The organism is Methanosarcina siciliae T4/M (genome assembly GCF_000970085.1).
Taxonomy (GTDB): domain Archaea; phylum Halobacteriota; class Methanosarcinia; order Methanosarcinales; family Methanosarcinaceae; genus Methanosarcina; species Methanosarcina siciliae.
This window is the reverse complement of record NZ_CP009506.1, coordinates 2,590,686-2,605,690: the sequence shown is the minus strand read 5'-3', so window position 1 is coordinate 2,605,690 and position 15,005 is coordinate 2,590,686. Positions and strand designations below refer to the sequence as shown.

Below are 15,005 nucleotides of genomic sequence, written 5' to 3'. Positions count from 1 at the left end.
TTTATGAAAATGCAGCAATAAAAGTATGCTGCAATTATCATTTATACGAGTCCTCTTGAGCGAAGCGGAGCGGAGCGAAAAGGACCTCGTGCTCCCGAAGCGAAACTCGGGTGCCGAAGCGAAACTCGGGTGCCGAAGCGAAACTCGGGAAGCACAACTATAATCCAACTCTGCCAAAAGATATCCATTTTCTGCCAAAAGACATCCATTTATATCTTCAAGAATATATTCTTACTCGGGTTGGGTTACTGCAGTGTCCTTTATGTCATATCTGGGTGAGATTGCCGTATATCAGACTTTCATGTGAGGGAACTGGTATCAGCTGAGAACTAATATCAATTCGGTTCCGGTCTTTTCAGATACGTTGCAGGATACAATGCGAGGCAGAAAGCCTGCCTCCCGGTAATCTATCTTTCTTCCGACTCTACTGGTTTTCGAGAAAGAATAGCCAGAAATTTTACTTTTCAAACTACAGGGAAGCAGACAGATGACAGCAGAAAATAAAAATGAAAAGATTTTACTTGTTGTTGCTCAGGAGCAGTTCAGGGATGAAGAATGCTTTGTTCCGAAGCAGCTATTTGAGGCTGCAGGGGCAAAGGTTACGGTTGCAGCCGAGTTTAAGGAGACTGCAAAAGGGGCACTGGGAGGTACGATTAAACCTGATATAAGGATCTCCGATACCAGAATTGAGGATTATGATGCGATCGTAATTTCCGGGGGTCCTGGTTCGAGAAAATACCTATGGGACAATCAGTACCTGCGTGAACTCGTAAAAGAAGCCGATTCCCTTAAAAAAGTGGTTTCTGCAATCTGCATCTCGCCTGTGATTCTGGCAAGGGCAGGGGTCCTGAAGGGAAAGGAAAGCACTGTTTTCAGTAGCCCGGATACAGTACACGAACTTAAGGAGCACGGGGCTGTCTATCTGGACAGGGACGTCGTAGTTTCGGGAAGGATAGTGACGGGGCGGGACCCGAGAAGTGCGGAAGCCTTTGGAAAAGCCGTTCTTAAAGCCCTGAAAAAAGCCTGATCCCCAAAAATCTAACCCTGACAATCATGCTAACAATCAAACCCTAAAAATTAACGTTAACAATTGAACACTAACTATTGAACTATAACAATCGAATCCCAACAGTTGAAAGCTACGATTGGAAGCCGTAGCCCATGGATTGTAAACTATTCGATAGCAAAGCTGGTGCCCTGTTATGAATTCAGAACTCGAAGCCATACTGTCCTATCATCAGGATAGCAAACATAACTTTAAAGCCTATGCTCCCGGTCCCCGGTTCCTTGAGATGTCAATCAAGCCGGACCCTTTTCTAAATTACAAAGGAGCTCCACTTTTAAAGCTCAAGACCTGGAGTGAAGAAGATATTGAGTCCGAACTTTTACCGACATATGAACAGGCATTTTCTCCGGAGAAACTGGGGCCTTCTGGACTGAACCGGAATAGCATTTCTCAGCTTTTTTTTGACAGTTTTGCCCTTTCAGTCTGGAAAAAAGTAGGGGGCACAAGCTGGGCACTCCGCATCAACCCTTCAAGCGGAAACCTGCACCCGACCGAGGTCTACCTTCTTTCCGGGCCGGTTCCGGAGCTCCTGGAAAAACCGGCTGTCTGCCATTACGCGCCTTTGCAGCACGCCCTTGAGCTAAGAGCGGAATTTTCCCCGGAGACCTGGAAAAAGCTGAGTCCCGGCTTTCCGGAAGGCACATTTTTCATAGGACTGAGTTCAATTTACTGGCGGGTTGCCTGGAAATACGGCATCAGGGCTTTTCGGTATGCAAACCATGACCTCGGACATGCTATTGCTGCCCTTACCTTTGCTGCGGCAGGGCTCGGCTGGAGAACGTGCCTGCTTGCGGACATGGGATCGGAGGAAACAGGAAAACTTCTGGGCGTTTCCGGAAGGAAGGGCCCTGAAAAAGAGGAACCCGCCTGCCTGCTTGCAGTTTATCCGGCAGGGAAAAAATGTCCTTCGGGAAAGGTCGCGTCCTCTGTACTTGCAGATTTTGAAAAGCTTTCCTGGAACGGGGTTCCTAACCGTTTGAGCCCTGCACATGTGGATTGGGCCGGGATTGAAAAGGCTGCTTCAGCAACCCGAAAGAAAGAAACCTTCCATCCTGATGAAAAAAAGCCGGACCTGAAACCTGGAAGAAGAGCCGCAGGCATGTCCGCGGAAATCTCCGGCTCAGGAATCCGTTCCGACCTGGAGGCGGTCTCTCTGCGCAGCGTTATTCACAGGAGAAGAAGTGCCCTTGAAATGAATAACAGTGCTTACATGGACGAAAACAGTTTCTACGGAATCCTTCGAAGAACACTCCCCGAGAAAAATCCCATTTTTGAGACGCTTGCTTCCGGGCCTTTTGCACACCTGCTTCTCTTTGTAAACAGGGTGAAGGGGCTTCGTGAAGGACTTTACATCTTTCTGCGAAAAGCCGGAGAAGCGGAAGAGTTTAAAGCCGCCTTCAGACCGGATTTTCTCTGGGAAAAGCCTGAAAACTGCCCTTATGACCTTGAATTTTACCTGCTTATGGAGGAGGAACTGCACCATTTTGCAGCCCAGCTTTCATGTGCGCAGCGAAAAGCAGAAGATTCCTGTTTTACTGCCTGCATGCTTTCGGAGTTCGAAGAGCCTCTGAAAACAAGCGGCTCATGGATGTACTCTCGCCTTTTCTGGGAATGCGGAGTCCTCGGGCAGCTTCTTTACCTGGAAGCCGAAGCTCGGGGTTTCAGGGGCTGCGGAATAGGGTGTTTTTTCGATGACCCTCTGCACGAAGCTCTGGGGCTTGAAGGGCTTGAGTATCAGGACCTCTATCACTTTGCAGTGGGCTCGCCTCTCCAGGAAATCGGGGTTTTGACCTTCCCTGCGTACAAAAAGTAACTCCAGAGAAACTTTTGCTTCTGTCCTCCCTTCATCTTTTTATTATTTCTTTTTACCCCTGGTTTTTTGCCTTTTATTTTTTGCTTTTTACTTCTTACTTTGTTCTGTTTTTTCTTTTCTTTTGTCTTTCCTGAAAGCTGCCCTTCTTACGATTCCCGGCTGCTTTGCAGGAGGCGTCTCGCATCCTGAGCCCACATCACATTCGACCACAATTCCGCGGAGCAGGCGACCCAGAATATCCGACCCTGTAACTATGCGCTTTTCCTCGCCCCAGTAAAGAATAAGGTCCTGGTCAATTACATCATCTTCCGGATACTGAGGATATACCTTGAACTGCCGGATTACCTTCTCAAGCCTGGTTTTCGGAGACTTTACCACTACAGGGAAATGACAGTAAGAAAGCGGAATGAAAGGCCCCTTCTTATAGACAGCATCTCTCAGGAAGCCGTCAGCATCCAGTACCATTACAGGCTCGTCTGCCGGATTGGTGATGATTACCCATTTTCTTCCGGAGGCTTCTATTTTCTGGAGGAAAGGGTCAGCAGGATCTCGGTTGAATACAGGAAAAACAGGGCGGTTGTTTTCCACTGAAAGAGAGATGACGCTCCTCGGGTCAACAAGGGATCCTTCATCAGAAATGTTGACGTCGTCTATTGAAAGAAAGTTCAGGGCTCCTATCCCTTCAAAAGTGCCTATATCGGTCTTCCCTGACTCGATATGTTTTTCAAGCATAATCCTCATTGCCTGTTCCCTGAACAGCTCAAGTTTTTCTCTGCCCAGCCACCAGTCAAGAATAAGGGCTGTCGGTTTTGCCACCGGATAGAGCAGCATCTGGTAAAAACGGATAAGAGGAGTCAGCTTTGCCCCAACTGAAAGCGCATTCCTGGAAAAATAAGCCTGAGGGGCAATCTCTCCGAAACAGGTAATACCAAAAGTCGAGAAGAGAAAAGCTGAGGTTCCTGCCATTACGGAATCCGTAAGCAGAGCAATAAGGACATTTATGCCCACGTTCCCCCAGAGCATGGTAGTGAGCAGGAAATTGGAGTCCCTTCGAAGCTGCAGGATTTTAATTGCATCTTTATTATTTGCTTCGGATTCAATCTCAAGCCTCAGCCTTCCAAGGCCGAAAATCCCTATCGTCAGCCCTGAAAAGATAGCAGACTGTGTAAGGCAAAGTGCAATTAGGATCCAAGTAATGATTTCATTCATTGTAAGTCTATAACCTCTATAAAACCTGTATAAACCTAATCGAATCCTTAATCAGTTAATCTCTTATAAATTTAATCTCCTCATGTCAGATTTGAGTTCATTACTTCAGGCCCGGTATTACCATTACCCTGCCGGATAAACCTTTTACCTGTTATTAAGTTAAGTTTACCCTGATATAACTTAATTTGCTTCATCTCATTTTGGCCGGTCATTTGACTGGTCACTTGTAAGTTTCTTGAGTCAAGGAAGTCTCGATTTAGTAAGTATCCTTATCGGTCAACCTTACAAAGGAAATTATTATAAGGAGAGCACTAATGCTTAATACCACAACCCGTGTATAAACCCTGAAATCTTTCGGACTCCCAGAAAGAAGATTACGCCCCTTCTGATCGTGATAAACATGGTAAAAGAAACAAAAAAAAACGGATCGACTGCTGAAGTCCCAGAAATTAGCCGTCCTTCTACCGCTCCTGATGCTGATACCCGTGACGCTGCCATAGAAAAACGAATCGTACTCACTATTGCAGTACTTGCCGGATTTATCACGCCATTTGACGGTTCGGCAGTAAATATTGCCCTGCCCACAATTGGGGCAGAATTTCATATGACAGCGATCGCCCTTTCCTGGGTTGCGACCGCTTACCTGTTATCTTCAGCCGTGTTTCTTGTCCCGTTCGGAAAAATCGCAGATATCTACGGAAGGAAAAAGATTTTCCTCTACGGCATTGCTATCTTCAGTTTTGCATCCCTTCTGATGACCATGGTCCCTTCAACCGAACTGCTTATCGTAATACGGGTTTTCCAGGGTTTGGGAAGTGCTATGATCTTCGGGACCGGAGTTGCCATCGTTACCACCGTTTTTCCCCCGGGGGAACGAGGAAAAGCTCTCGGGATCTATGTCACTGCAGTTTACCTCGGGCTCTCCCTTGGACCTTTCCTTGGAGGTTTGATGACGCAGTATTTGGGCTGGAGGAGTATCTTCTTCGTAAATGTGCCTATAGGCATCACCACGGTTGTCATCGTCCTCTGGAAGCTGAAAGGGGAATGGACCGGGTTCAGGGGGGAGAAATTCGACCTTGCAGGGTCTGTTCTCTATGGGGCAGCGGTCGTTGCCGTCATGTACGGGTTTTCATCTCTTCCGGACTTCAAAGGAGCTGCATTTATATTCGTGGGAATTCTCGGAGTTCTCGGCTTTGCGTTATACGAACTGAGAATCCCGTCCCCCGTTCTTGATATCAGGCTCCTTACACAAAACAGGATCTTTGCCTTTTCGAACCTTGCCGCACTTATCAATTACAGTGCCACCTTTGCAGTGACTTTTCTCTTGAGCCTGGACCTGCAGTACACAAAAGGCTTCACTCCCGAGCATGCGGGTTTTATTCTGATAGCGCAGCCTGTTGTCCAGGCCATGGTTTCCCCTGTTGCGGGGAGGCTTTCTGACAGGATTGAGCCCCGGATCGTTGCCTCGGCGGGAATGATGCTCACAGCAACCGGACTTTTCCTCCTCATTTTCCTTACTGAAACGACCCCTCTCTGGCATATGGTCCTCACCCTTCTCATACTCGGAGCAGGGTTCGGGCTCTTTTCTTCCCCGAACACGAATGCAATTATGAGTTCGGTTGATAAGAGGTTCTACGGAGTTGCATCAGGTATGAATGGCACGATGCGACTTCTTGGCCAGATGCTCTCGATGGGAATTGCAATGATGATCTTTGCAGTTGTCATCGGACCTGTGGAGATTACACCTGAATATTACTCCCAATTCATTTTAAGCCTGCACTATGCGTTTATCCTGTTTACGGTCTTCTGTACCCTTGGGATATTTGCGTCCCTGGTGAGAGGAAAAGCCCGACCTGCGGTCAGTGTCAGCATACCTGAAGCAGGTAATAAGAAAGGGCGTTGAAAAGATAACCTTCATGGGGTTTCGTTTTGGAGTAAATCAGCTTATCAGGAAGACTTGCAGCCAGGAGTATATCTCAATTTTATATACTTTCTCTGACATTTTCTGATAAGGAGTTTATAGAATCTATTGTTATCTGGTGTTTTTTTCTTTTTGCCAGACATCCTAGCGACAGGCAGTCCTGAGCAAAACGTTCAGTATCCAACGATTTAATTTTGCCAGGGGGTTTATATGATGAACATATTTAACAAGGACACGGATAAAGGAAAGCATGTTTCCGGTATTGACAGGGGTAAGATCGTAATGTACGGGCTGAGCACCTGTGTGTGGTGCAAAAAAACAAAGAAACTGCTCACCGATCTGGGAGTGGATTTTGAGTATGTTTTTGTGGACTTGCTGGAGGGAGAGGAAGAAAGCAATGCCATTAAGCAAGTCAGCCGTTTTAATTCTTCAGTTTCTTTTCCAACAACGATTATAAATGACGAAAAGGCAATTGTAGGTTTTAAGGAAAAACAAATCCGTGAAGCCCTTGGCTTTTAAGGGGGAGGAATTAAGGTTGAATGAAGAGAAAGTTTCTGAAGAAGGCATATCCGAAGAAGAAGTAGATAAAGTCTACAGACGCTTGGACCAGGAGGTCGAAAAGTCGGGCTACCACCTCAACCCTGACGTTGAGTTCACAAAGGAACTTGTGCGGGGACTGCTGGCTAACGAGAGACGTTACGGTTACTGGTCCTGCCCGTGCAGGCTCTCCGCTGACAACAAGGAAGAAGACCTTGACATAATTTGTCCCTGCTACTACAGAGACCCCGACCTTAACGATTACGGGGCCTGTTACTGTGCACTCTATGTTTCGGACGAAGTCATCCGAGGGGAAAAAGAAGTTGAGTCTATCCCGGAAAGGCGCCCGTCTCGCGAAAAAAGGGAAGCTATAAGAGCTGAGGAAGCTGCAAGAGCGGAGATGATGGAAACTATGGAAATCTCAAAGCTTTCAAAACCTGTCTGGAGATGTAAGGTTTGCGGATATCTATGTGCTATGGAAGAAGCTCCAGGGATCTGTCCTATCTGCAAGGCGAAGAAAGAAAGATTTGAAAGGTTCATTTGAAAATTTTCATATAATTTTCTTTTTTTTCACATTTTCCAATTCTGCTTTTAAAATTTCTTCTTCTTAATTTTCTTCTTTTGAATTATCTCTTTCTATTTTTTAGATCTCCTTATAGAAAATAAGTTGTTAAATATGCTTAATTTATTCAAATTAATGTTTTTATTAACTAGATTTAGATTATATCTAAACATTAGTCGATAAATAACTTTATATAGATTCTTACATATTGAATTTATGACATATATCCAATAGTTTGAGTATTCATAATTCTTTTTAATCTGTGGGGGTGTCTAGAATGAAAAGTGAAGTTTACGGATGATAAATCCATCTTTTTGGAAAAATCAGATTACTGTCAATTAGGCAGAACATATATTTTCTGCCATTTGTGGAGATGGAATAGTACCGTTCGATTCATGCGACGGAGGACACGAGTGGGTAGGTGGCTTTCTTGTGTGGAACCGAGTTATCTCAATGCCCAAATTCTCTACTTCCAGGAGAACCAGAAGATCTTTTTGGACAAGTCTACGCCCATAAAGGGGCCCACTGAGGAAAATAATAGATCTTTACAACCTGGTCTCAAGTAGAGGTTGTTTTTCAGGTGTGAATAAAAATAGGCTGGACGAACATATTGACTTATTCCAGTTTTTAGTTGAATGGGGGGCTATAGAAATATGAACTTTCAAAAATTCAAAAACAAAAAATCATTTTGTTTTATTGCCAGGAGATGCATGTTATTTGCACTCTTAATCATGATGTCATTTTCTACATGTGCAGGTGATTTAGATTCAGTACCAAAAATAGATCCATTAAATCATGATTTTCAGGACTACATTGAATGTCCGGAAAATTGGACATCTCAACATTACGACAAAGATGGGAAGCTTATAACTCTGGGCATTATTCCTTCTCCTACTTCTGTTTACTGGCCTGATGACTATGTTTACAGTCCGGATACCGAACTCATTTCAGAATCTCACCAGTTGATTACAGGTGTTCAGTTATCCGGATATCCGACAGATTCATACTTTAGCCTTGTGGATGAAGGAAGGGTAACTCCCGTAAAGGATCAAGGTTCTACAGGCACTTGCTGGGCTTTTGCTACACTTGCTTCACTTGAATCATATTTGATACCAGTTGATTCATACCAGTGGGACTTTTCAGAGAATAACATGAAAAATCTCCTTTCCGACAGTTATTCTGAAGGATTTGACAGGGCTTACAACGATGCAGGAAACGCGTATATGTCAGCGGCATACCTTACAAGGTGGAGCGGGCCTATACTCGACTCCGATGATCCTTTCAACGAAAACTCGGGAGTGTCTCCTACAGATAAAGATGTACAAAAACATGTTCAGAAAGTACTTATTTTACCGCCACGCAATAACTCCATAGATAATAGACTAATTAAAAAAATCGTTAAAGAAGAGGGAGGGGTTCTCGCATCTTTTAATCTGATTGAAGTTTATTTTAAGTCAAAAGGTGGTTACGATTACGTAACATACTATAATCCCACAATTGGTACGAACAGTGGTCATTCAATATGTATTGTAGGCTGGGACGACAACTTCAACAAATCTGAGTTCGCTACCGTTCCCCCTGGAGACGGAGCCTTTATCTGTAAAAACAGCTGGGGTACAAATAATGGGATTAATGGAACCGGATATTTTTATATTTCATATTACGATGCAAATCTTGGTATGGAAGATGGTTTTAAAGATTTATTTTTCTACACAGCCGAAAGTCCAAACAATTATGAAAAAGTTTATCAATATGACCCTCTGGGATGGACACACAATTACAGATATGATATAAATTCTATCTGGGCTGCTAATGTCTTTACGGCCGAATCAAATGAAGAACTTCAGGCTATAGGGTTTTATACACCACAACCTGACGTCAACTATGACGTCTATGTATATATTAATCCGGTAAACATTCCAAATGGCGGCACGTTATTATGTAATAGTTCAGGAAGTTTTGAACTGCCAGGATATCACACAATCCCTCTCGAACAGAGTGTATCTCTGAGTACAGGAGATAATTTCTCGATTGTTGTGAAACTTAGTTCCGGGTCTACTATAGTATTCCCAATTGAAGGTGTAATTGAGAATTATTCGAGCAAAGCGAGCGCTAACACCGGAGAAAGTTACATTAGCAGCAATGGAACAAGCTGGTCAGATTTGGCATCAGGCGAATCCAAGTATAATTGCTGCATAAAAGCATACACCACTACTTCTGATAATGTTGATCCCGTAATCAATTCGGTGAGTCTGAATAACAGTAATCCGAATGCTGGTGACCTTATCCTGGTAAGTGTAAACGCTACGGATAACGTTGAAGTGACTTCTGTTGAAGCTTCCGGAAATATTCTGAATTACATCAGTGGAAATACCTGGGAAGGAACAATTAATGCACTGTCAGGAACTCACTTCGTGAATGTGTCAGCAAGGGATGAGGCAGGAAATGTTGCATGGAACAACTCGACGAGTTATACTGTAACTGAAATAATACCGGATACTGAACCACCGGTGATTCATTCGGTGAGTCTGAATGACAGCAATCCGAATGCTGGTGACCTTATCCTGGTAAGTGTAAACGCTACGGATAACGTTGCAGTAACTTCTGTTGAAGCTTCCGGAAATATTCTGAATTACATCAGCGGAAATAACTGGGAAGGGACAATTAATGCACTGTCAGGAACTCACTTCGTGAATGTGTCAGCAAGGGATGAGGCAGGAAATGTTGCATGGAACAACTCGACGAGTTATACTGTAACTGAAATAATACCGGATACTGAACCACCGGTGATTCATTCGGTGAGTCTGAATGACAGCAATCCGAATGCTGGTGACCTTATCCTGGTAAGTGTAAACGCTACGGATAACGTTGAAGTGACTTCTGTTGAAGCTTCCGGAAGTACGCTGAATTACATCAGCGGAAATACCTGGGAAGGAACAATTAATGCACTGTCAGGAACTCACTTCGTGAATGTGTCAGCAAGGGATGAGGCAGGAAATGTTGCATGGAACAACTCGACGAGTTATACTGTAACTGAAATAATACCTGACACTCAGGATCCCGTAATCAATTCGGTGAGTCTGAATAACAGTAATCCGAATGCTGGTGACCTTATCCTGGTAAGTGTAAACGCTACGGATAACGTTGAAGTGACTTCTGTTGAAGCTTCCGGAAATATTCTGAATTATATCAGCGGAAATATCTGGGAAGGGACAATTAATGCACTGTCAGGAACTCACTTCGTGAATGTGTCAGCAAGGGATGAGGCAGGAAATGTTGCATGGAACAACTCGACGAGTTATACTGTGACTGAAATAATACAGGATACTGAACCACCGGTGATTCATTCATTCAGTTCGTACCCTGTCAATACAACCGGAGATTCTGTTATTAATGTTACAGTTGATGTAACGGATAACATCGGAGTTGTAAATGTAACTGTGGACGATGTGCAACTTACTAAAAACGGGGACTTATGGGAAGGAAGCATACAGGCTCCATCTGATGCAGGGGAGTATTCTATTCCGGTAGTTGCTCTGGATGCAGCTGGCAATAAGGCCGAAAGTTCACTGCCCTGCAATGTCCTCATACGTGAAGGAAGTGTGTCTTTCAGCATGAATCCGATAATGACCTTTGCGGCGAAAGGAACTACTGTACCTTTCGAGATTACAATTCTAAATGGTCAAAATGTTGATGACACATTAAAAATCCAGATCGATAACGATACGGTTCCGACTTCGAGTAGCATAGACCCGTCCTGGTACTCATGGACTGAAAAAGATGTGAATTTGAGGGCAGGGGAAGAGATTACACTTCTCCTGGAAGTAGAGGTTCCGGAAAACGCTACTGGATTCAGATTCTTTGTGGTTAGTATGGACTCAACACTTTACCCGACCAGTAGAGCAGGTTTTGGGTGTCTGTTGATAAACTAAATGCATGAACGAACAGTAAAAATTGATGGGGGTTTTAATTCTGGATAACAAGATCAAAATCCTCATTTTTGAAATTTTTATGTAAGATTCGGCAAAGTTGATACTGTTTTAGTTACTGATAAAACTAGAGTATTATCTGGATTTATCTTGCTACCAACTTCATCGCGGCTGGAACCGGCAAATGTACTGATTTTGGTGCTCCCTTATAAATGTAGATATTACCCGGATATCGAAAACCGAGATTCTTTGATTTTCAATTCTACTCCTTGCAGGCTAAACCTGTCTCTTCTTCAACACAAAAAAAGGAATAGACGAATTTATATCTGGATTTTTGGAACCTCATATTAATTTACTGAAAAATATTAGCTCCTCTGCGAGCCTGCATGTCGGTCCTTCACAAAATGAAGTAGAAGTAAAAAGCAATAAAAACAATAAAGGCAGAAAAAGCAAAAGAAGCAGAAAGCTAGCAGTTTATCCGGTCATTTTTACATGTTGGTTCCTTAAATAATATGAAATAGTTAAGAAGGTTATACGAACAACCAGGTATGGTAAATAAGGTTGTATGGATTAGAATCCAAGATTTTGAGTCAGACGTTGTTTATTCCAAAATATAAACTTTGTAAAGGTGGACGACCTTTTTTTAATTAAAAAAAGAGCAATAGGACTTACCAGGTTCCAAATTTAACTTCTTGTCGAACTTATTGGTCTTCCTTTCTTATTTTTCTTTCTTTCCCTTTTTTTATCCGGAATATCGAACGTCATCGATTTCATGAAATGACATAAAAGTAAATATATAATTTTAATATAATACTACATTGGGGATGAGCTCAATGAGTAAGATTAAAGCGGGTTTCGATATTTTTGGATTTTTACTTTTGAACTTGTACGCTTAAACTGAGAAACCAGCAGTATGAGACTTCAAATTGTACAAATAATTATCTTGGGAGGGGGATTTCTATTACCATTAAATCAAAGAGAGATTATGATTCATACATTGAAGCAGATAGATTAGCTTTAGGAAAGAACTATAAAAGACCTAAACTAATAGGTGACGAGATATGGAAATTTCAAAGATTATTAAGAAAGGTTGAGTATTATAATAACTGTCAAAAGTCCTTTATTCATAAACTCTATTCAAAATACATATTATTTAGATTCCATAGGATGAGCGTCCATCTAGGGTACAGTATTCCAATAAATGTTTTTGGTCCTGGATTATGCATAGCCCATCGAGGAACCATTGTTGTAAACAAAGATACCATAATTGGAGAAAACTGCAGAATACATGCCTGTACTAATATAGGATCTGGCAGAGATAACGTTCTTCTGGCACCGAAAATCGGGAACTGCGTATACATCGGCCCTGGCGCCAAAATCTTTGGAAATGTCGAAATTGCGGATAATATTGCAATCGGAGCGAATTCTGTAGTAAACAAATCCTTCTATGAGAAAGGGATTTCGATTGCAGGCGTTCCTGCTAAAAAAATCAATAATAAAGGATCAGATGGAATGGTAATTACAGCTACAAAAATTATTTCAGTTCCTGCTCTACATGAAGCTGTTGAGCGCCCACTGTAATTCAATAAGTTAATTGATTGTAACGATTCAAACTGAGAAAAGCAGATTCAATACATTCTCAGCAGCTTTTCTTTTGAATTTTTCAATTATTTTCTGAGCCGCATACTTTTCCTATTCCTGGGCATGATTTTATCTTCTTAACTGTTATGCAAATTATTTATTTAAACAATACTTTTATCCATTATAAAAAACCATCCATTATAAAAAGTCATCCATTATAAAAAGTCATCCATTATAAAAAGTCATCCATTATAAAAAACCATTACGTGGGGGGTAATATTTATGGAAACAATGGACGCGATTCTCACCAGAAGAAGCATCCGGAAATATTTGCCGAAACCGGTTAGCAGGGAGATGATTGAGGAAATTTTGAAAGCCGGGATGAGTGCACCTTCAGCAGGGGATGAACAGCCCTGGCACTTCATTATAATTGACAGACGGGATCTACTTGAAAAAATATCGGAAATGCACCCTTATGCAAAGATGTTAAAGAACGCCCCGGCTGCACTCCTGATCTGTGCAGACCAGAATATTCCGAAATTCAGGGATTTCTGGGTGCAGGATTGCTCGGCAGCAAGTGAAAACATGTTACTCGCTGCCCACGCCCTGGGATTGGGGGCAGTCTGGATAGGGGTTTACCCGGCTGAAAAACTTGTAGCCGGAATCCGGGAATTATTTGAGATCCCTGAACATGTGATCCCATTTTCGGCAATCGTAATCGGGCACCCGGACGAGGAAAAACCCGGAAGGGCCAGGTATGAAGTCTCAAGAATTCATGACAATTCCTGGTAAAGCCTCGCTAAATGGGGGGAGGGACGAATTGAGGCTTATTCTCCCTATTTATTATTTTTAAGTGTCTTTTAATTTTTTAAGGGCTTTTAGTATCTATCCATTCATATTCACTTTCTCATTTCTATCCATCTGATTAAAAAGATAATATACAGGCAAGAATATCCTCGCATAATACCTTTGTATTGGTTGAGTATTTATCCTGAAAGACGAAACTTAATCGGAAAACCTCAATATACCATGTAGGGGGATTTTATGGAAAAGAAGCTGGCATCAATATTTATTTTATTCGTGATCCTTTTTGCCTTATTGCCTTTTTCGGCAGGCGCCGCTGATGAAGAAAACATGCTCAGATATACGAGCTCGGGAAACGTTTTCGGTGATGGAGACTACCTTCAGATCAACCCGGAGACCCCGGGAGACCTGGTGCTCGGGGGGTCAAGGCTTGAGATAAACGGAAACGTTAAGGACGATTTCATCGGGGCCGGGGGAGAACTGATAATTAACGGAGACGTTTCGGGGAATATCATAGCAATGGGGGGCTCGATTCGGGTAAACGGGAATGTAGGAGGAGACCTGGTAGCAGCCGGAGGGCAGATTATACTCTCAAAAGACAGCACGGTTGAAGGCGATATCCTGCTTGCCGGAGGGGAGGTAACTCTGAACGGGCTTGTCAATGGAAACGGGTCGGTCTCTGCCGGAACCCTCCAGACAGGAGAAGACTTTGAGCTTAAAGGAAACCTTGAACTTGAAGCCGAAAATTATCCCTACGACCTAGAAAACAAAGTGGGGGAAAACCTTAGTATCGTACCCCAGACCCAAAATCAAAACCGGTATGCAGGTGAAATTGGAGGTTTAGGAATCGTTTTCTTCTTTATAGGGCTGCTGGCAGCTCTTGCCCTTGGTTTTATCCTTATCTATACCTTCCCGGATTTTGTGACCGGACTTGCGGAAATTGTAAGGGACTCAGCGTTGAAAACCGGCCTGCTTGGCTTCTTGCTCCTGATCTTCGTTCCGGTCCTCTCCCTTGTCCTGTTAATTACAATCTTCGGGTGGAGCCTTTCTCTCCTGCTGATGCTGCTCCTGACCCTCGCAGCCCTTATCGCCACCGTACCGGTCAAACTGCTCACAGGGGAGATGATTTACACAAAGGTCTTCAAAAAAGAATCCGGGAATCTGATATATTACCTCATCGGCGCAGTTATATTTGCAATAGTGTATGAAATACCCTACCTTGGCGGGATCATACAATTTATCGCCCTCCTGCTGGGGCTGGGAGCAATCGGGATCTGGCTTGGAACGCTTGCAAAGCAGCAAAGCTAAGCGGTTGACTGTAAAGCAATCCGTCTTCCGTGAGATTAAGGACGTTAAGGGAAGGACTTCTTCCCTGTCTTTTTTGTCCCTCTCGACGAAGGAGAGCGGTCTTTCCCAAAAAGCAATAAAGAAAAGATAGCATTTGCCCTATTTTTAAAAAATGAAAATTTACTGGGCTATGTTTCTAAGAGGTCTTTTTTTGTTTTTTGCATTTCGGACTGACCCGAGCTACCGCTCGGTGAAAAGACACGTTAAAGATAGCGAATATGATTTTTTTCTGGAAG

10 protein-coding genes are annotated in these 15,005 nt (G+C 43.1%); 9 read left to right on the top strand and 1 reads right to left on the bottom strand.

Features of this window, described 5'->3' with window-relative positions; all coding sequences use genetic code 11:
• Positions 1 to 487 precede the first annotated feature (487 nt).
• Together MSSIT_RS11075 and MSSIT_RS11070 are read left to right on the top strand one after the other, a co-directional pair.
• Positions 488 to 1,027, top strand: a complete 540-nt coding sequence (locus tag MSSIT_RS11075) for a DJ-1/PfpI family protein (protein WP_048172400.1) — start codon at positions 488 to 490, stop codon at positions 1,025 to 1,027.
• Positions 1,028 to 1,202: 175 nt separating this feature from the next.
• Positions 1,203 to 2,879 (top strand): nitroreductase family protein, encoded by a 1,677-nt coding sequence (locus MSSIT_RS11070; RefSeq protein WP_048172398.1) that lies wholly within the window; start codon positions 1,203 to 1,205, stop codon positions 2,877 to 2,879.
• 87 nt (positions 2,880 to 2,966) lie between these two features.
• Here the strand turns inward: MSSIT_RS11070 and MSSIT_RS11065 are convergent, their stop codons facing one another.
• Complete coding sequence (locus tag MSSIT_RS11065) at positions 2,967 to 4,088, bottom strand: DUF21 domain-containing protein (RefSeq protein ID WP_048172397.1); 1,122 nt, start codon at positions 4,086 to 4,088, stop codon at positions 2,967 to 2,969.
• 400 nt (positions 4,089 to 4,488) lie between these two features.
• Between MSSIT_RS11065 and MSSIT_RS11060 the strand changes: the two genes are divergently transcribed.
• The 7 genes from MSSIT_RS11060 to MSSIT_RS11030 all read left to right on the top strand — a co-directional run bounded on the left by MSSIT_RS11060 (position 4,489) and on the right by MSSIT_RS11030 (position 14,730).
• Positions 4,489 to 5,991 (top strand): MFS transporter, encoded by a 1,503-nt coding sequence (locus tag MSSIT_RS11060; protein ID WP_048172395.1) that lies wholly within the window; start codon positions 4,489 to 4,491, stop codon positions 5,989 to 5,991.
• Between the two features lie 228 nt (positions 5,992 to 6,219).
• A complete protein-coding gene (locus MSSIT_RS11055) occupies positions 6,220 to 6,528 on the top strand; it encodes a glutaredoxin family protein (RefSeq protein ID WP_261788790.1) in 309 nt (102 codons plus the stop codon).
• A 16-nt stretch (positions 6,529 to 6,544) separates the two neighbouring features.
• Positions 6,545 to 7,090, top strand: a complete 546-nt coding sequence (locus MSSIT_RS11050; RefSeq protein ID WP_048174703.1) for a ferredoxin-thioredoxin reductase catalytic domain-containing protein — start codon at positions 6,545 to 6,547, stop codon at positions 7,088 to 7,090.
• 728 nt (positions 7,091 to 7,818) lie between these two features.
• Positions 7,819 to 11,040: a lectin like domain-containing protein gene (locus tag MSSIT_RS21255; RefSeq protein ID WP_197080259.1), complete on the top strand. Its 3,222-nt coding sequence runs from the start codon at positions 7,819 to 7,821 to the stop codon at positions 11,038 to 11,040.
• Between the two features lie 1,164 nt (positions 11,041 to 12,204).
• Positions 12,205 to 12,618: a serine O-acetyltransferase gene (locus tag MSSIT_RS11040; protein ID WP_082088963.1), complete on the top strand. Its 414-nt coding sequence runs from the start codon at positions 12,205 to 12,207 to the stop codon at positions 12,616 to 12,618.
• Between the two features lie 282 nt (positions 12,619 to 12,900).
• Positions 12,901 to 13,410, top strand: coding sequence for a nitroreductase family protein (locus MSSIT_RS11035; RefSeq protein WP_048172392.1), 510 nt, complete (start codon positions 12,901 to 12,903; stop codon positions 13,408 to 13,410).
• 252 nt (positions 13,411 to 13,662) lie between these two features.
• Positions 13,663 to 14,730, top strand: a complete 1,068-nt coding sequence (locus MSSIT_RS11030) for a hypothetical protein (RefSeq protein WP_048172390.1) — start codon at positions 13,663 to 13,665, stop codon at positions 14,728 to 14,730.
• Positions 14,731 to 15,005: the final 275 nt, after the last annotated feature.